The 18220-nt window shown below is 64.4% G+C and carries 18 protein-coding genes; 1 reads left to right on the forward strand and 17 read right to left on the reverse strand.

Annotation, left to right across the window (positions count from 1 at the left end; genetic code table 11):
- Positions 1-21 precede the first annotated feature (21 nt).
- The 10 genes from KQI12_RS08545 to KQI12_RS08590 form a co-directional block, all read right to left on the reverse strand.
- Entirely contained in the window at positions 22-1230 is a 1209-nt protein-coding gene (locus KQI12_RS08545) for a U32 family peptidase (RefSeq protein ID WP_216572536.1), read from the reverse strand.
- 89 nt (positions 1231-1319) lie between these two features.
- Positions 1320-2537 (reverse strand): endolytic transglycosylase MltG, encoded by a 1218-nt coding sequence (mltG, locus tag KQI12_RS08550; protein ID WP_216572537.1) that lies wholly within the window; start codon positions 2535-2537, stop codon positions 1320-1322.
- 32 nt (positions 2538-2569) lie between these two features.
- Positions 2570-3157: a 5-formyltetrahydrofolate cyclo-ligase gene (locus tag KQI12_RS08555; RefSeq protein WP_216572538.1), complete on the reverse strand. Its 588-nt coding sequence runs from the start codon at positions 3155-3157 to the stop codon at positions 2570-2572.
- The gene (locus KQI12_RS08560; protein ID WP_216572539.1) at positions 3135-3680 is read right to left on the reverse strand and encodes a DJ-1 family glyoxalase III; all 546 of its coding nucleotides are present in this window, start codon (positions 3678-3680) and stop codon (positions 3135-3137) included. The genes KQI12_RS08555 and KQI12_RS08560 overlap by 23 nt, the downstream gene beginning before the upstream one ends.
- Before the next feature lie 52 nt (positions 3681-3732).
- The gene (locus KQI12_RS08565) at positions 3733-4407 is read right to left on the reverse strand and encodes a thymidylate kinase (protein WP_216572540.1); all 675 of its coding nucleotides are present in this window, start codon (positions 4405-4407) and stop codon (positions 3733-3735) included.
- 21 nt (positions 4408-4428) lie between these two features.
- The gene (locus tag KQI12_RS08570) at positions 4429-5151 is read right to left on the reverse strand and encodes a WecB/TagA/CpsF family glycosyltransferase (protein ID WP_216572541.1); all 723 of its coding nucleotides are present in this window, start codon (positions 5149-5151) and stop codon (positions 4429-4431) included.
- Between the two features lie 169 nt (positions 5152-5320).
- Complete coding sequence (locus KQI12_RS08575) at positions 5321-7021, reverse strand: carbon starvation protein A (protein ID WP_216572542.1); 1701 nt, start codon at positions 7019-7021, stop codon at positions 5321-5323.
- 341 nt (positions 7022-7362) lie between these two features.
- Positions 7363-9537, reverse strand: coding sequence for an ATP-binding protein (locus KQI12_RS08580; RefSeq protein WP_216572543.1), 2175 nt, complete (start codon positions 9535-9537; stop codon positions 7363-7365).
- Positions 9527-10339 (reverse strand): ABC transporter substrate-binding protein, encoded by an 813-nt coding sequence (locus tag KQI12_RS08585; RefSeq protein ID WP_216572544.1) that lies wholly within the window; start codon positions 10337-10339, stop codon positions 9527-9529. The genes KQI12_RS08580 and KQI12_RS08585 overlap by 11 nt, the downstream gene beginning before the upstream one ends.
- 4 nt (positions 10340-10343) lie before the next feature.
- Positions 10344-10595: a hypothetical protein gene (locus KQI12_RS08590; protein ID WP_216572545.1), complete on the reverse strand. Its 252-nt coding sequence runs from the start codon at positions 10593-10595 to the stop codon at positions 10344-10346.
- Between the two features lie 267 nt (positions 10596-10862).
- On the opposite strand from KQI12_RS08590, the gene KQI12_RS12645 reads away from it, so the two are divergent.
- On the forward strand, positions 10863-10988 hold the full coding sequence (locus KQI12_RS12645) for a hypothetical protein (protein WP_256445863.1): 126 nt from the start codon (positions 10863-10865) through the stop codon (positions 10986-10988).
- 80 nt (positions 10989-11068) lie between these two features.
- On the opposite strand, the gene KQI12_RS08595 is transcribed toward KQI12_RS12645, so the two are convergent.
- From KQI12_RS08595 to KQI12_RS08625, 7 genes are all read right to left on the reverse strand, one after another.
- Positions 11069-11671 carry a GDSL-type esterase/lipase family protein gene (locus KQI12_RS08595; RefSeq protein WP_216572546.1) on the reverse strand — a complete coding sequence of 201 codons (603 nt, stop codon included), beginning with the start codon at positions 11669-11671 and terminating at the stop codon, positions 11069-11071.
- On the reverse strand, positions 11668-12201 hold the full coding sequence (locus tag KQI12_RS08600; protein WP_216572547.1) for a methylated-DNA--[protein]-cysteine S-methyltransferase: 534 nt from the start codon (positions 12199-12201) through the stop codon (positions 11668-11670). Before KQI12_RS08600 ends, KQI12_RS08595 begins: the two co-directional genes overlap by 4 nt.
- Positions 12198-12926, reverse strand: a complete 729-nt coding sequence (locus KQI12_RS08605; protein WP_253290925.1) for a DNA-3-methyladenine glycosylase — start codon at positions 12924-12926, stop codon at positions 12198-12200. The genes KQI12_RS08600 and KQI12_RS08605 overlap by 4 nt, the downstream gene beginning before the upstream one ends.
- 110 nt (positions 12927-13036) lie before the next feature.
- Complete coding sequence (locus tag KQI12_RS08610; protein ID WP_216572548.1) at positions 13037-14572, reverse strand: ABC transporter ATP-binding protein; 1536 nt, start codon at positions 14570-14572, stop codon at positions 13037-13039.
- A 13-nt stretch (positions 14573-14585) separates the two neighbouring features.
- Positions 14586-15512, reverse strand: coding sequence for an ABC transporter permease (locus KQI12_RS08615; RefSeq protein ID WP_216572549.1), 927 nt, complete (start codon positions 15510-15512; stop codon positions 14586-14588).
- Positions 15509-16615, reverse strand: a complete 1107-nt coding sequence (locus KQI12_RS08620; protein WP_253290926.1) for an ABC transporter permease — start codon at positions 16613-16615, stop codon at positions 15509-15511. The genes KQI12_RS08615 and KQI12_RS08620 overlap by 4 nt, the downstream gene beginning before the upstream one ends.
- A 138-nt stretch (positions 16616-16753) precedes the next feature.
- Positions 16754-17794, reverse strand: coding sequence for a BMP family protein (locus KQI12_RS08625; protein ID WP_216572550.1), 1041 nt, complete (start codon positions 17792-17794; stop codon positions 16754-16756).
- Positions 17795-18220 lie beyond the last annotated feature (426 nt).

Here is an 18220-nt window from a genome sequence, read left to right on the forward strand (position 1 = left end):
CGGAAGGATGTCAAGCGTCTCTTACAGTCCGGAAGCCCTCCGGCGCAGGAGGGACAGGGGCGGGGCGGCGTGGGGGAGCCGGAGGTGGAACTTCATCTGGGGGATCCGGGGCTCCTCCAGGGGGAAGCCGTCGGCGTCGGTCATGGCCGGGACCCGGAAGGCCGCCGGCTCCAGACCGGGACCGATCAGCTCCAACTCGTCCCCCTCCCGGAACTTGTTCCGCAGGGCGCACACCGCCTGACCGTCCGGACCGCAGGACTCCACCACCGCGCAGACCTGATAGTCCCGGATGTACCGGGCGTCCTCGGTGAACTGGCCCGGCTGGCCGAACCAGAAGCCGGTGGAGTAGTGCCGGTGGCTGACCTTCTCCACCTCGTCCCGCCACACCGGGGAGAGGGGGAGGCCCGCTTCCGCCGCGTCCACCGCGTGGCGATAGGCTCCGGTGATCACGGCGGCGTAGTAGGCGGACTTGGCCCGGCCCTCGATCTTCAGGGAGTCCAGACCCGCCTCCTTCAGCTCGGCGATGTGGTCGATCATGCACATATCGCGGCTGTTCATGATGAAGGTCTCGCCGTTCTCCTCGAACACGGGGAAGTACTCGCCGGGGCGCTTCTCCTCCATGAGCGCGTACTTGTAGCGGCAGGGCTGGGCGCAGGCTCCCCGCTGGGCGTCCCGGCCCGTCATGTAGTTGGACAGCAGGCACCGGCCGGAGTAGCTCACGCACATGGCCCCGTGGACGAAGGCCTCGACCTCCAGCTCCTTCGGGGTCTTGGCCCGGAGCTCGGCCACCTCCCGGAGGGAGAGCTCCCGGGCCAGGATGACCCGGTCGGCCCCCAGTTCGTGCCAGGCACGGGCCGCCTCATAGTTGGTGACGCCCGCCTGCGTGGAGACGTGGCGCTTCACATGGGGGGCGTACTTCTCCGCCATGCGGAACACGCCCAGGTCGGCCATGATCGCAGCGTCCACGCCCAGGCTGTCGATGGTCTCCAGCCACTGGGGGAGCTTCGCCACCTCGTCGCTGCGGGGCATGGTGTTGCAGGTGACGTGGACCTTCACGCCGTGGCGGTGGCAGAGGTCCACGGCCTCCCGGAGCTGGTCGGCGGTGAAGTTCCCGGCGAAGGCCCGCATCCCGAAGGCGGTGCCCGCCAGATAGACGGCGTCGGCCCCGTAGGCCACCGCCATGCGCAGGCGTTCCATATCCCCGGCGGGGGCCAGTAGTTCCATAGACATAGGGGATCCCTCGTTTCTCATGAGTGTAGTAGGACAGAACGCGGCGGGCACGGCGCTGTCACCGTGCCCGCCGCAGATCAGGCGCTGGATCAGGTCCCGCTGTTCCGATAGCGGTCCTGCTGGGCGATGAAGCGCTGCTGTTCCTTCAGGGTGCGGAAGAAGGAGTGGGTGCCGTCATCGCCCAGAGCATAGTAATAATAGTTGGTGCTGGCCGGCTCCAGAGCGGCCCGGAGGGCGTCGATGCCCGGGTTGGAGATCGCCGTGGGGGGCAGGCCGGTGTGGGTGTAGGTGTTGTAGGGAGTGTCCGCGTTGGTGTCTACCTGAGTGCCGCCGGTGGCGTAGAGGATCGTGGCGTCGATGTTCAGGAAGCCGGCGGTCTCCCGGGTGTTGGAGAGGCGGTTGTAGATGACCGACGCGATCTTGGACTGGTCCGTGCCGTCGGTCTCCTTTTCGATCATGGACGCGATCGTCACGATGTCCCCCACAGAATAGCCCCGGTCGGCGGCCTTCTGGCGCATCTCGTCGGAGAACATCTCGTCGAAGCGGAGGATCATCTTGTTCAGGATCTGGAGCGGGTCGCCGCCCATGTAGAAGGTATAGGTATCCGGGAAGAGATACCCCTCCAGCCGGTGATAGTCCCCGGTGGGCAGGTCCTGGAGGAAGCTGTACTTGAACTGGTGGTCGGAGGCCTCAGCCTGGAGCTTGCTGACCGTGGACACGCCCTCCTTCTCCAGCAGGGCGAAGATCTGGTCCAGCGTCATGCCCTCGGTGATGGTCACCGTGACCTCCTTGCGGTTGGCGGAGGACTTGCCCATGCCGTTGATCAGGGCATGGTAGTCCATATCGGTGTCCAGCTCATAGGTACCTGGGGTGATCTTCTTGTCCCGCTCCACATGGGTGGCGGAGGCGAAGAGCTTGAAGAGGGACTTGTACTCGATGAGGCCGTTCTCCTTCAGCACATCGGCTACGTCAGAGAGGTCGGAGCCCTCCTCGATGGTGACGGTGGCGGTGTGCTCCGGCTTGTTCAGGGCCAGCACGTCTCCGGCGGCGATCCAGCAGACCGCCGCCAGCAGGGCGGACAGACCGATCACGAAGATCGTGTAGAACATGGCACCGAAGCCGCCGGACTGGCGGGGACGCCGGCGTCCCGTGGGCGGACGGGAAGTCCGCCGGGGAGGCTCGGAGGGGGCAGAGGGGTCGGAGGACCGGCGGGCGCCGCCGTCCCGGCCATTCTGGAGGCGGGAGGGGGAATAGCCTCTGTGGCCCTGGACCCGCCGGCCGGGGGATCGTTCATATTCCTGAGACATAGGGGTTCAACTCCTAACTGGTCCCGCCCCGGTCAGGGGCGGTCGGGCGCGTAGGTGCCGGACTCGGTGATCACCAGGTCCACCGGGCGGTCATGGGCCTCCCGGGGGACGGATTCCAGCAGGAAGCAGTCCCGGCACAGGGCGATGGTGACGGCATGACACCGGGGGAGATAGCGGTCATAGTATCCCCCGCCCTGGCCCAGACGATAACAGGACTTGTCGAAGGCCAGTCCGGGGACCAGGATCAGGTCGATCTCCTCCGGGCCTGCCACAGGACGGTCGGGACCGGGCTCCAGCATCCCATAGCGATGCCGGATGAGAGGGGCGTCGGGATCATAGACCCGGGCGTCCATGATGCCGGGCTCCTCGGCACAGCGGGGGAGGACCACCCGCTTGCCCATGGCGGTGAGAGAGGGCAGGAGCCGGGAAGTGTCCAGCTCGGCCCCCATGCCGTAGTAGACGAAGATGGTGTGGGCCGCCTCCAGCTCCGGGCGTTCCAGGAGCTTGGCGAAGAGGGCGCGGTCGCTGGTCTGCCGCTCCTCAGGCGTGAGGGCCTTCATGCGGGCTCGGATGTCCCTGCGGAGCGCGGCCTTGACCTCAGTGATGGCAGTGGACGGCATGGTACACCTCCTGAGCGGCGGCAGGGCCCTTCAGGGCCTCCACCAGAGCGAGGCCGAAGGGGAAGGCGGAGCCGGCCGCCTCGGCGGTGATGATGGAGCCGTCCACGACCACGGGAGTGCCGGGCCGCACATCGGCGGAGGCCATCTCGCCCTCCATGCCGGGGTAGCACACGGCGGAGCGGTCGTCCAGCAGGCCCAGACCGGCCAGGATCGTGGGCGCGGCGCAGATCGCCGCCAGCTTCACGCCCCTGGCGTGGGCCGTCCGGATCAGCTCCAGGGCGGGAGCGCAGGCCCGGATGGCGTTGACGCCGCCCATGCCGCCGGGAAGCACCAGCATATCGGCCCGCGCCAGATCCACCTGAGACAGGACGCAGTCGGCGGTGACGGTGATGCCGTGGCCGCCGGGGACAGCAAGGGCCTCCACGCCCACCAGCGCCGTCTCGACGCGGGCCCGGCGGAGCAGATCGGCGGGGACCAGAGCCTCGGCTTCCTCGAAGCCGGGGGCGAGCAGGATATAGACCATGTTCGATCGACCTCCTAAATATCATCCATAGAGCGGGACGGAGCCGGACGGCTCACAGCCCCAGGAACGGAGATGCCTTCTGCCAGATCTCCTGATGGATGTCGTCCACGGAGCGGACGGCGCCGCCGGCGTCCACACAGGAGATCCTCTGCCAGTCCAGGACCGGGACGGCGGCCAGCGCGGTGCGGCGGCAGAGGGCCAGATAATCGGTGTCCACTTCATGGATATCGCCGGTGGTGTGGGTGGCGGCCTCCCGGCTGCGGAGGAGCTCCACGGCCCGGTCGGTGGGCATATCCAGATAGAACACCAGATCGGCCCGGGGGAGCCCCAGCTTCTCGTGCTCCAGGTCGTCCAGCCAGTGGAAGAACCCCTCCCACTCCTCGGGCGGGAGCTTGCAGGCCTGATGGACAGCGTTGGAGGTGCTGTACCGGTCGGAGAGGACCAGACCGCCCTCCCGGTACCAATGCCCCCAGACCTTCTTCCAGGAGGCGTACCGGTCCACGGCATAGAAGGTGGAGGCGGCGTAGGCGTTCACATCAGAGGGGTGGGAGCCGAACTCGCCGCCCAGATACATCCGGATCAGGGCGGAAGAGGGCTCGCTGTACTGAGGAAAGACCAGCTTTTGGAATGGGACGCCGGCCTCCTTCACATGCTGGCAGAGGCGGCGGAACTGGGTGGACTTGCCGGACCCATCCGTCCCCTCGAAAACGATCAGTTTACCGGACAAGGAATGGACCTCCCATGCTGCTTACTTTCCACGGACCCGGGCTCCGGCGGCCTGGAACAGGACCAGCGGGAGCTTGGCCATGCGGCCGATGCGTTTGGGCTCCTTGATGAGCCGGTAGAGCCACTCCATGCCGGCCTTCTGCCAGGCCTCGGGGGCCCGCTCCACATGGCCGGCGAACACGTCCAGCGCGCCGCCCAGGCCCACCATGAACTTGGCGCCGGTGGCGGGTCCGTTCTGGGCCATCCACAGCTCCTGCTTGGGGGCGCCCAGACAGACCAAGACCACATCGGCCTGGGCCTCCTTCACGGCGGCGATCACGGGGGCGTCCTCCTTGAAATAGCCGTCGTGGGTGCCGCAGACCAGCAGCCCGGGATGGCGCTCCTTCAGGTTGACGGCAGCCAGATCGGCCACGCCGGGCTTGGAGCCCAGCAGGAAGAGCCGCTTGCCGTTCTGGACCATCCAGTCCATGAGACCGTCGGCAAAGTCGATGCCGGGGACCCGGCCCGCCAGCGGGCGGCCCAGGATCTTGGAGGCGTAGACCACGCCGATGCCGTCGGGCATGGACAGGTCCGCGCCGTTCAGGGCGGCCCGGAAGGCCTCGTTTTTCTCCGCGGTGAGCAGGAATTCGGGATTGGGCGTCACAGCGTAGTGGAATCCGCCCTGTTCGATCAGCGAGGCGGCGGCGCGGACCATCTCCTCAGGGGAGAGCGTGTCGAAGCCGACGCCCAGGATATCAGTTTTCAACGTATCAGGACCTCCTGGTCGATGTGGTGCATCATCTGCATAAGTCATCCCATTTTAGCACGATCTTCCGGGGAAGTCCATGAAAAAACCAGAAAGGGGCCCGTCAGGACGGAAAAAAGCCCGGCACCCACTGGGAAAAGGGGTGCCGGGCTCCTCCGCGGAGGACGGGTCAGACGGTCTTCTCGGAGGCGTGCTTGGCCTGGAAATAGGCCCGCATGGAGTCGATCACGATGATCACGCCCAGGATCATCAAGAGCAGGGCGATGATCAGCTGGAGGCCCTCCACCAGGAACACGGCGGAGCCGGCGGCGATCGCCTTCACCAGCGCGATGGTCCGCTCCACCAGCGCGGTGCCGGTGACGCAGAGCATGATGATCATGGGCGGGAAGAGCATCTTGTTGCTCCGGCCGGTGACCTTCATGAACACGCACAGGGTCACCAGCACCAGCGCGGACAGGAGCTGGTTGGCGGAGCCGAACAGGGGCCAGATGTTGGCGTAGCCGATCCGGGTCAGCACGAAGGCGCAGGCCAGCGTGATGATCGTGGAGAAATAGGAGTTGCACAGGAGCCTCCGCCAGCCCTCGGCGTGCTCCATGTCGTCCACGCTGAACAGCTCCTGGAAGCACATCCGGCCGATGCGGGGCACCGCGTCCAGCGTGGTCAGGGCCAGAGCGGAGACGCACATGGTCATGAAGCACTGGGCCACGTACACGGGGATACCGAACATCTCGAAGAAGCCGGCCACGCCGCTGGAGAAGATCTGGAAGGGCGTGCCGGCGGCGGGGGTGCCGTCCGCGGCAGCCGCCGCTCCGGCCACACACAGGGCCAGCACGGCCAGCAGGCTCTCCAGCACCATGGCGCCGTAGCCGACCTTGAGCATATCCCGCTCGTTGGCCACCGTCTTGGAGGAGGTGCCGGAGGAGACCAGGCTGTGGAAGCCGGACACCGCGCCGCAGGCCACCGTCACGAAGAGGATGGGGAACAGGTCGCCCAGCGTGTCGTTGTGGAAGCCGCTGAACACGGGCAGGTTCATGGAGGGATGGGCCACCAGCAGGCCCAGGGCCGCGCCGGCGATCATGCCGACGAACATGAAGGTGGACATGATGTCACGGGGCTGCTTGAGGAGCCACATGGGGAGCACTGCGGCAAAGAAGATATAGAGGAAGGTCACATAGGTCCAGGTCTCCTTCCCGGCGGTGATGGGGAAGCACATGCCGATGGCCAGAGCGGCCACGGTGCAGACCAGACCGAGGACGGTCTCCTTCCAGCCGGTCAGCTTCAGCCGCTTCTGGATCAGGCCGAAGACCATGGCGAACACGATGAAGAGCAGGGAGATCGTGCCCGCCGCGCCGTTGGGCTTGGCGGACTCGGAGAGCTGGCTCACGCCGTCCACCACGGTATAGGCATTGAAGGTGCCCGCCACCATGTCGGCGAAGGCGGCGATGACGATCAGAGTGAAGAGCCAGCTGAAGGCCAGGAAGATCTTCCGGCCGAACTTGCCGATGTACTTCTCGATCAGCAGGCCCATGGACTTGCCGTCGTTCTTCACGCTGGCGTAGAGGGCGCCGAAGTCCGTGACCGCGCCAAAGAAGATACCGCCGATCAGGATCCACAGCAGGACCGGGAGCCAGCCGAACACGGCGGCCTGGATCGCGCCGGTGACGGGGCCCGCGCCGGCGATGGAGGAGAACTGGTGGCTGAACACGGTCCAGCCATTGGTGGGTACGAAGTCCACGCCGTCCTCCAGACGGCAGGCAGGGGTCTTGGCCTTGGGGTCGATGCCCCATTTGTTCGCCAGCCAGCGTCCGTAGAACGCATACGCCGCGGCCAGAAGTATAGCCGCGATCAGTACGATGACGAGCGTGTTCATGATACGGTCCCTCCTCAATATTTCGCGATGGGTCAGTTTATGGAGGATGTTTTATCCCTCTCGGAGCGGTTTGTCAAGAGGTGTCCGGAGATATCGGCACTTTGCCTTATCATTTTGGTGAAGTGACCGGGGTCGATCGTGCGATATGGCGGAATAAAGACGTCTGGAGTGGCGGAAACGGATGGATGTGGGCAAAAAACTGGATGGTACAGTGCGGGAAAGTGAACAGAACGACGAGTGTCCTCCTAAAAAAGACAGTCCGCCGATGGCGTATAGATGCGAAAAAGCCCCGTGCCGTGCCAGATCCAGTCAGATCCGGCACGGCGCGGGAGACACAGATATCATTTTTTCGCGGTCCGGCCGGAATACTGGGCCAGGACCTGGAGGAGCTTGGCGGGCTCCAGCGGCTTGGTCAGATGCTCGTCCATACCGGCGTCGATGGCCTTCTGCCGGTCGTCCGCGAAGGCATTGGCGGTCATGGCGATGATGGGGACGGTCTTGGCGTCGGGCCGGTCCATGGCTCGGATGGCCCGGGTGGCCTCGTAGCCGTCCATGATGGGCATCATCACATCCATCAGGACCGCGTCGAACCCACCGACTGGCGCGGCGGCGAAGCAGTCTACGGCCTCCTGACCGTTGACGGTGGTGGTGAGCCTGGCCCCGGCATTCTCCAGCAGGAATTGAGCGATCTCCAGGTTCAGGGCGTTGTCCTCGGCGACCAGGATGCACAGGCCGTCCAGAGATACGCCGGAGGGCGGTCCCGCCGCGGGCCGGGGAGCCGGCTCCGACGCGATCTGGAAGGGGATGGTGATGCGGTAGGTGGTGCCAACGCCCAGCTTGCTCTCGAAGACGATCGTGCCGCCCATCTGGTCCACCAGGCTCTTGGCGATGGCCATGCCCAGACCGGTGCCGTTGTAGGTGGAGCGGGCATCGCTGTGCTCTTGGGTGAAGGGCTCGAAGAGGTGCTTCTGGAACTCCTCACTCATGCCGATCCCGGTGTCGGCACAGATGAACTCCACCGTCACCCGGTCCCCCTCGGCGGGGAGCTCCCGGCAGGACAGAGAGATGTGCCCGCCGTCCTTGTTGTACTTGACGGCGTTGCTCAGGATGTTCATGAGCAGACGCTTCACGTGGAGGGGACTGCCGATCAGGTCTGGGTGGATCAGGTCCCAGTCCTGCCGCTCGATCGTGATGCCCCGCTGGGCGGCGGTCCGGTCCAGCGTGTCGCCGATCTCGTCCACGAGAGAGACCAGATGGAAGGGCCTGGACTCCAGCACCACATTGCCGGACTCCAGCTTGCCCATGTCTAGGACCTCGTTCACCAAGTCCAGCAGGAGGCTGGAGGCGTTCCAGATCTTCTCCCGGCACTCATCCTGCTTCGCCATATCATCGCGGTAATGCTCGCTGATCTCCACCATGCCGCGGATGCCGTTGATGGGGGTGCGGATGTCGTGGCTCATGCGCTGGAGGAACTCCGTTTTGGCCATGTTGGCGCGCTCGGCCCTCCGGGCGGCCTCCAGCAGCTTCTCCTGATACATCCGCTCCTGCTGGAGCTGGTCCTCATGATGCTGCTGAGCGGTGCGCCAGCTCAGGAACTGGATCAGCAGGAACACGGCGGCATAGAGGAGCAAGGCGAACAGGACGTTCCGGGGCGTGGAGGGGAAGGCGTCCCGACCGTGGAGATAGGCGTAGACGTAGTAGTTGCGCCCCCGCTCGATCATACCGAAATTACGGCTGAAGCCGGTATCGCCGGGGAGCATGACCAGCTCACCGGCCCAGACCTCGTCCATGAGGGCCCGGAGCGTAGGATCGTCCTCCATGTTGGTCCCCACGAGGCTGATGTCGTTGGAGGCCACGATGGAGCTCCCGCTGGCCACCACCACCACGCCGTCGCTGTCGATCTGATAGCCGGACAGGAGTTTTGGGATGGACAGGCTGTAAGCCTCGATATACGCCAGCGGCGTGTGGTAGTAGGCCGCGATGACGCCCTCCCCGTCCGTCCGCCCGCAGGCGGCCAGGTCCAGATAGGAGCCGTCCGCGCAGAGGAGCCGGGTGGAGTAGGTCTTTTCCGGATGGACCGCCGCATCCAGCAGAGTCTCCTTGTGGAACTCGCTGTCCAGCACCCCGAGGACCTCCGCCCGGTCGGGCAGATAGCAGGCCTGACAGACCCCGTTCAGGTCCAGGAGCAGGATCCCGGTGAGATGGGTGTCCTCGGCGTAGGTCTGGAGTGCCTCCTCGCCGGGGAGGACACCGCTCTCATGGATGGCCCGCTCCACGTGCCGGGTCTCCTGGATGACCCGCATGAGGCTCTTGGTCTCAGAGGCCAGCTCGGTGATATCATAGATGGAGCACTGACTGTCCACATAGCTGAGGATGCCGGAGAGATGTTCCTCAGCGGCGGTCAGGTCGCTCCGGACGGAGATCCACAGGATCCCGCCGATCAGCATGAGGGCGGTGAGGACCGCCACGGCCCGGAAGGACAGGCGGTCCAGCCGCTTCTTCCATTCAGCCATCATAGCCGTCCACCTCCAGATAGCGCTCCGGGTCCTCCAGCCAGCGGCCGACGATCCGCGCGGAGGTGCCGTCCTCCCGCATTTGGTCCAGGGTGTCAGACAGCGCCTGGGCCAGCCCCCGGTCATCCTCCAGGGAGAAGGCTACACCCAGTCCCACTGTGAGCAGGGGCTCGTCCAGGATGCGGTACTCCACATCGTAGTCCTTCATGTACTGGAGGATGGCAGTCTCGTGGGCGGCGATGGCGTCCACATAGCCCTTGCTGAGGAAGGGGTACATGAGCTCCCGGTCCTTGAGGGAGAAGAGCTCCCCCAACTGGGGCAGGCGGCTGTTCCCGCCGCGGAGGAAGAGCTCCTCGGGCTTGGTGGTGGCCTGGACGGCCATGTCCCGGCCCGCCAGGTCGGAGAGGAAGACGATATCGCTGTCGGGCATGACGGCCACCACCTGACGGCTGATCATATAGGGCCCCGCCCACTGATACTCATCCTCCCGGCCGTCCATACTGAAGCAGCCCCAGGCGCAGTCGATCGTGCCGCTCTCCAGCAGGTCCTTTTTGCTGGACCAGTCGATGGTGCGGAACTCCGCCTCATAGCCCATGCGGCGGAAGGCCTCCCCGGCCAGGGCCACGTCGATGCCTGTGGGCTGGCCGTCGGCGCCGATATAATTGAAGGGCGGATAAGTGTCGCTGCCTACCACGATCGTGGGGAGAGGCTCCGGCGTCGAAGCGGCGTTCCCCTGGCAGCCGCCGCACAGCAGAGCCAGCAGGCAGGCGGTCAGAGGGATGATATATGTGATCGGATGCTTCATTCTCTCAAATGCTCCTCATCTGTGTCTCGGGGGTGTGGATGGTGCGGCGCGGGGTCCCGGGGACGGTCATGCCGGCGTGCTCCAGCAGGAACTGGGCGATCTCCATGTTCAGCTCATCGTCCTCGGCCAGCAGGACCCGGATACCCCGCAGAGAGGGCTCCGGTCCACCCGCTGGGGCGGGGAGAGGCGCCTCGGCCCGGCGGTCGGTCTGGAAGGGGAGGCGCAGGGGGAAGCGGGTGCTCTGGCCCAGCAGCATCTCATTCCTCGGAGGTCAAAAATATGGATGATCGGGGATGTTATCCCTGAAAATGGTAAAACAAAGCTGAAATGACATTTTAGTAGTATACGATACTGAGATTATAGCTTTGCTCGGAGCGATTTGCAACTGGATAGGATAAAATATCTTTTTCGACACGGAGAAGCGGAGAAAACATATCTAAAAGTGTGCGAAAGTACCCATGGACCATTGACGAATGGATGCCGTACGAGTCGAAACGATGAGACGCGTCGAGACCATCTGAATATGCGGGCCCTTCTATATCGGCGGGGCAGCAGATCCAAGAAGATCCAGACCGGCCCTGACCGCTTCCATCCTGAGGGCGGACACGCCGGACTCAAGAACACCCTCGGCGCCTGCATCCGGAGATGAGACATAGGTCTCCTTGACAGCAGGATAGAGCACACAAGGCCGCCGCGGCATCTGCCGCGGCGGCTCCGTTGTGTCTGATATCAGATCGGTGCGCCCTCGACCGCCTCCCGGAGCTTCTCCGCAAAGCGGGCGTGGGCAGCCTCCGAGAGATGGATCCCATCGAACAGGAGGGGGAGCCCCCAGCCGGCGGCATCAGCGAAGCAGACGCCATGCCGTTCCGCCAGAGCGCGGTATGCATCGCCCAGCCGATGGGAAGCCTCCGCCGCATCCGTGGACGGGACAGCTGCCGCCGGTCCCAGCGTTGGCGGCGCGATCAGCAGAGTGGGGACGCTGCGCTCCGTCAGATGGATCAGGAGGCGGTCCATCCGCCCGGCCACGATGGAGAGCAGTTCCGCAGCCGTTCCAGCGGGACAGTCCAGCAGATCGTTGGTGCCCAGCATCACGAAGAACAGGCCGACCGGAGCCGCCTTTGTGAGCAGAGCGTCCAGATCAGCCATCTGTCCGGCCGTGTGGGGGATCTCACGGCCGTTCATGCCCTGTTCCAGCACGGTCCAGTCCGGACACATGGCGGCCAGACGGCCGGTCCAGCGGACCTCCGGCCCGAAGCGGCCGCCCAGGAAGCCGCGGGGATCGAAGCCGTAGGTGTTGGAGTCCCCAAAGCATACCAGCCGGAGCACGCTCACAGGGCGGTCCCCCGGACAGGCACAGTCAGACCGCTCATATCTACGCCCTCCAGCCGGAGCAGTTCCAGCTTCTTTTGGATGCCGCCGGCATACCCGGTCAGGCTCCCGCTGGTCCCCACCACCCGGTGGCAGGGGATGACGATGGAGATCATGTTGTGCCCCACCGCGCCGCCTATGGCCTGGGCGGACATATGCGCCAGCCCCTGCTGGGCGGCGATCGCCCGGGCCAGGTCACCATAGGAAGTGACCTGCCCGTATGGGATCTCCAGCAGGAGCTTCCAGACGGCCTGCCGGAAGGGGGAGCCGATGGGGTGGAGGGGCGGCAGGAAGTCCGGCTCCCGGCCGGAGAAGTAGATCTCCAGCCAGCGTTTCGTCTCAGCAAGGATGGGCGTCTCCCGTTCCTCGTGTTGGGGGTCCAGACCGTGGGCGAAGTATTTCTCACCATCGAACCAGAGGCCGGTCAGGCCCTCGTCATCAGCAGACAGCAGGATGCCGCCCAGCGGAGAGGCATAATGGGTGGTGTACATCATGATAGGCCCTCCTTTTTGCCCTTTTTGGGCATCGAACGCTTTGCCCTGAGCGCCGGATCGGTCAGACCGGGGACGGCCCCGCCCGCCGCGGCCCAGAGGTAGAGGCTGGCGGTGCTCCCATAGGGGGACCAGCGCCGCCGATAGCGCTCGAACCGCGCCCGGTCGATGGACCGGTGACGGTAGACCATCCGCAGGCCCCGCTGGATCGCCAGGTCATCATAGCTGAGTACGTCCGGCCGCTGGAGGCAGAACAGCAGGATCATCTCGGCAGTCCAGACGCCCACGCCCTTCAGTCCACACAGGGCCTCGACCGCCTCCTGGTCAGAGCTGTGCCGGATCTGTTCCAGGTCGAAGGCTCCGCTCTGGACCTTGGCGGCGAAGTCGGTGATGTAGTCGGCCTTCCGGAAGGTCAAGCCGAAGCTCTGGAGCCAGGGCACACCGGCGGCCAGGACAGAGGCGGCATCCAGCGGGACCAGGGCCTCCCGCATCCGGCCCCAGATCGTGGCCTGCGCCTTGGTGGAGATCTGCTGGCCCACGATGTGGTGGACCACCGCGGAGAAGAGGTCCGGGTCCACCTCCCGGCGGACCGGACCGATCTGGTCGATGAGAGCGCCCAGGATCTTGTCCTTCTGCTTCAGATATGCTACGGCCTCTGGACCATACTGGAACCAATGGGCCCCGTCTCTCTGCGCATCCATCGTCTGCACCGCCTTCTGGTCGATCATTTGTTCTATCTCAGCATAGCACGATCCGGGAAGGAGCGCAAGAGGAAAGCCGCCCCTCTCCGACATTCGGAGAGGGGCGGCTCAGTGGGACCAGCAAAGGGGAGGGAGGGTCATCCCACAGCGGCGGGGGCGTCGTCCCGGCGCTGGCCGCCCATCATGAGGCCCATCTCTTCCACGGTGACTTTCTTGGGATCGACGATGCCCATGATCTCGCCCTCATACATGACGGCTACCCGGTCGGAGAGCTTCATGACCTCATCCAGCTCGGTGGACACCAGCAGGACGGCACGGCCCTCGTCCCGCTCCTGCATGATGCGGCGGTGGATGTACTCGATCGCGCCCACGTCTACGCCGCGGGTGGGGTGCATGGCGATGAGCAGACCGGGCTGGCGGCTGATCTCCCGGGCGATGATGACCTTCTGCTGGTTGCCACCGGAGAGGTTCTGCGCCAGCTCATAGCGGCTGGGGGCCTTCACCTGGAAGTCCTTCAGGAGCCGGTCGCTGTACTCATTGATGTACTTCCAGTCCAGCATCATGCCCTTGCCGAATTCAGGCTGATAGTAGTCCTGGAGGATCAGGTTCTCCGACAGGTTCATGCTCAGGACCAGGCCGCTCTTCTGGCGGTCCTGAGGAACATGGGAGACGCCCTTCTTCATGATCTCGCGGGTGGAGCTCCTGGCCAGATCCAGGTCCTTGTAGACGGCGGTGCCGGCGGTGGCCTTGCGCAGACCGGTGAGGCACTCGACCAGCTCGCTCTGTCCGTTGCCATCCACGCCGGCGATGCCGAAGATCTCGCCCTTGTGGACCTCGAAGCTGATGTCGTTGAGGAGCCGGCTGCCGGAGGGGGTGCCCAGGGTCAGATGGGACACGGTGAGCATGGCCTTGGACTGGTCGGTCTCATGGCGGGTGACGGTCATGTCCACATCACGGCCCACCATGAGGCGGGCCAGCTCGTTGACAGTGATGGACTCGTCATTGGCCACGGTCTGGACGCTCCGGCCGGAGCGGAGGACCGTGATCCGGTCGCTGATTTCCTTGACCTCGTTGAGCTTGTGGCTGATGAAGATGACGGTGTAGCCGCTTCCGGTGAGCTTGCGGACCATGTGGAAGAGCTCTTCCGTCTCCTGCGGGGTGAGGACGGCGGTGGGCTCGTCCAGGATCAAGATCTTGGCGCCCCGGAACAGAGCCTTGATGATCTCGGCCCGCTGGCAGGCGCCCACAGACAGGTCCTCTACCTTGGCCATGGGGTCCAGGTCCATGTTGTACTCCTTGGCCAGGGCGGAGAGCTGCTTGGCCGCGCCGTCCAGGTCCAGCTTCAGAGGGCTCTTGGACTCGGCGCCGATCAGGCAGTTCTCCACCACCGTCAGGGTGGGGATCAGCATGAAGTGCTGATGGACCATGCCGATGCCGTGGGCCATGGCGTCCTTGGCGGAGGAGAAGCGGACCTGCTTTCCCTCCAGCCAGATCTCGCCGGAGGTGGGGTGATAGAGGCCGCAGAGGATGTTCATCAGGGTGGACTTGCCGGCGCCGTTCTCGCCCAGGAGGGTGTGGACTTCACCTTTGGCCACGGAGAGGTCCACGTCGCTGTTGGCCAGCACACCGGGGAACTGCTTGGTGATGTGCTTCATTTCCAGGATCATAGACATACTGCGCGCCTCCTTAGCCTTTCTTGTAGGGCTTGCCGGCGGCCGCGGGAGGAGTGACCTTGCCGACAAAGCCAGCCAGCGCCACGATGGTCAGCAGATAGGGGATCATGGTGACGATGTTGTAGGGGATGGTGGAGCCGATGGAGGGCAGCAGGTTGGCCACAGCCAGGCCCAGCGCGAAGAGCATGGTCGCCAGCATGACGCCGGTGGGCTTGTACTTGCCGAAGATGACGGCGGCCAGAGCGATGAAGCCGCGGTTGGCCGTCATGCTCTCCTGGAAGGAGTTCAGCAGGCCGGTGGAGAGGAACGCGCCGCCCATGCCCATGAGCATACAGCCCACGATCGCGGCCCCGTAGCGCATCTTGTAGACGTCGATGCCCAGAGTGTCTGCGGCACGGGGGTTCTCGCCCACGGAGCGCAGGTCCAGGCCGATGGGGGTGCGGAACAGGAAGTAGGAGACCACCGGCACCAGCAGGAAGGCGATGTATACCACCGGCATCTGGGCGAACAGGGCCTGCCCGATCACGGGGATGTCCTGGAGGCCGGGGATGGAGATCTTGGCGAAGGCGTACTCCTTCACGGAGATGAAGTCCATGCCGAAGAGCATCCGGTTCAGCACGGTGCTGATGCCGGTGCCCAGAGTGTTGAGGGCCACGCCGACCACGATCTGGTTGGCCCGGAGGGAGACGGTCAGGAAGGCGAAGAACGCGCCCAGCAGACCGGCCACCGCCATGGCGCACAGCATGCCCAGCCACACATTGTGGGTGTAGTAGGTGCCGGCTACGGCGATGAAGGTGGAGATGAGCATGATGCCTTCACAGCCGATGTTGATGAGGCCGGAACGGTTCATGATGAGTAGCCCCAGCGCGGAGAGCAGGATGGGAGTTGCCATGCGGAGATCGGAGGTGAGCAGGCCCCCGAGGATATCGATCGCATTCATTGAGAGACCCCTCCTTCTTGCACGTTCTGCCGCTTGGCGGCCTTTTTGCGCTTGAAGCCGCCCTCACGCAGGAAGCCAGTGGCGACCACCATGAGGATGACGACAGCCTGGATCACAGAGATGATGGCCACGGGCACGCCGGTGGCACGCTGCATGGAGTTGCCGCCCGCCCGGAGGATGCCGAACAGGAAGGCGCCGGCCACGATGCCGGGGGCGGTATTAGCGCCGATCAGAGAGACGGCGATGCCGTCGAAGCCGTAGCCCGGGGAGACGCTGGGGAAGAGCCGGCCCTGGACGCCCATGACCTCGGTGGCGCCCGCCAGACCGGACAGACCGCCGGCGATCAGCATGACCAGGATGATGTTGCGGCCGGTATTGATGCCGGAGTAGATGGCGGCGTTGGGGTTCTGGCCGGACACCCGGATCTCATAGCCCTTCTTGCTCTTCCACAGGAAGAGGTAGAACAGGACCACGAAGAGCAGGGCGATGAGGATGCCCAGATGGGCCCGGGTCCCTTTCAGGATGATGGGGAGGGACGCGCTGTCCAGCAGGGGGGAGCTCTGGGCGTCGTCTCCCGGGGGCTCGGTGATGGGGCCGTTGACCATGTACTGGACCAGGTTGGTGGCCACGGTGTTGAGCATGACGGTGGTGATGATCTCGTTGGCGCCGAAGCGGACCTTCAGAACGCCCACGATGCCGCCCCAGATGGCGCCACCCAAGAAGCCGGCCAGCATGGTCAGGGGCAGATGGACGATCATGGGGAGGCCGGGGATGTACACGCCGGCGATGGTGGCGGTGAGGGCGCCCACGTAGAGCTGGCCCTCCATGCCGATGTTGGTCAGGCCGCAACGGTTGGCCAGCGCATAGCTCATACCGGTGAAGAGCAGGGGAGTCATCTTGACCAGCGTCTCAGCGATGGCGTTCTTGCTGCCCAGAGCGCCGGAGAGCATCTTGCTCATGGCCTTCATGGGATCCACGCCCATGGCGGCGATGACCAGCATGCTGATGATCAGGGCCACGACCACGGCCATCAGAGAGACCGAGATCTGCCGGGCGGCGGAAGACATATTGCTGCGGAATTTGATCCTGTCAAATTTCTGCATGATATTACCTCTCTCGTCTGATAAAAGGGGGCTGCCGCACCGAGAAGATCCGGCGCATGTTGCGGCGAAGGCCGCCTTGGCCTCCATCGGCCATGCGCGATGATGTTCCGAGTGCGGCAGCCCGCGTTTGTCCTTGCTTTAGTAGTCCAGCTCGCCCTTGTCCAGAGCGGCGAACAGGTCGTCCATCTTCTGCTTCACATCGGGCAGCTTCTCGTCCCAGCCGTGCCAGTCGGAGAACTTGGTGCCGCCGTCTTTCAGGCCGTAGGAGTAGACCCTGGCCTCGAAGGTGCCGTTGGCGATCTCCTGGAACACGTTGTCGAACATGCTCTGGAAGTCGCGCAGGACGCTGACGATCACGGCGTCAGGGGCCTGACTGTACTGGTCGGCGTTGTAGCCGATGGCGTAGACGCCGGCCTCTTCCGCGGCCTGGATGACGCCCAGACCGGCGTTGTTGGCGCTGGCGCACAGGACGTCGAAGCCCTGATTGGTGTAGCCGAGGGCCACTTCCTTGGCCTTGTCCGCATCCGTCGTGGTGCCGATATAGGCGGTCTCCACAGTGATGTCGGGATCGATGTACTTGGCGCCGGGCTCGAACATATCGACCAGCTCCGCGATGGAGGGGGTGTCCTCGCCGCCCAGCATGACGATCTTCTTCGTCTTGGAGGCGGCCGCCGCCACAGCTCCGGCCAGGAAGCCGGAGTTCACCGGGCCGACGCCGGCCACGTTGGGCTCCTGGGGGCTGTCGGCGCCCGCGTAGGAGATGACGAACTTGGAGTCGGGATAGTCAGGGGCCACCGCGTGGACGGCGTCCACGAACTGGGAGCCGTGGCCCACGATCATGTCGTAGCCGTCCTGGGCATAGCCCCGGAGGAACTCCTCCATATCGGAGGCGGCCACGCTCTCGGAGTAGGCCAGATCTTCCTTCAGACCGTATTTGTCATGGATGGCGGTCAGAGCGTTGTACGCGGTGGCGTTCCAGCCGTTGTCGTTGGCCGGGCCCGCCAGGAGCACCGCGATCTTCATGTCGGAATAGTCCTTGCCGCCGCTCTCGCTGGTCCCGCTGGCCGCGGGGGCATCGGAACTGCCGCCGGAACTGCCGGAACCGCCGCCGCAGGCAGAGAGTCCCAGAGACAGGGTCATGGAAGTTGCCAATGCCAGAGCCAACCATTTCTTTTTCATCGTTACGATCCTCCTGATTCTGATTTAACGTCGGGTGGGGATGCTCTTTCGACGCCGGATATTGCCGGGATGTACGACCCCGACTGGGGCCGTATCGAGGAGTGGGAGACAGGGGGCCAGTCCTGCCTGCCGCGCTCCGCTGTGTGCGGGTCCGCCCCGGTGAGGCGACTCCTAAGATCGGACCGGTCGTTAGGTCTTATATTGATTATAGCTCTCCTTATGCCGATGTCAAGAGAGAGTTGTACAAAATAGATAGTTTTAAAAAACGATACAGGGAGATATTGGGACATTGTGACATATCACTTTCTTGTGTTAAATCGTGAATGATGGAGGGACATCTGAGTTGAAATGGTGGAAAAAGCACAGAAAAAGTTCTGGAAAAAGTATTTATAACAATTTTAGACATACGATATGGCGAAAAATGTT

Source organism: Pseudoflavonifractor sp. MSJ-37 (assembly GCF_018917965.1).
In the GTDB taxonomy this organism is placed as follows: domain Bacteria; phylum Bacillota; class Clostridia; order Oscillospirales; family Oscillospiraceae; genus Pseudoflavonifractor_A.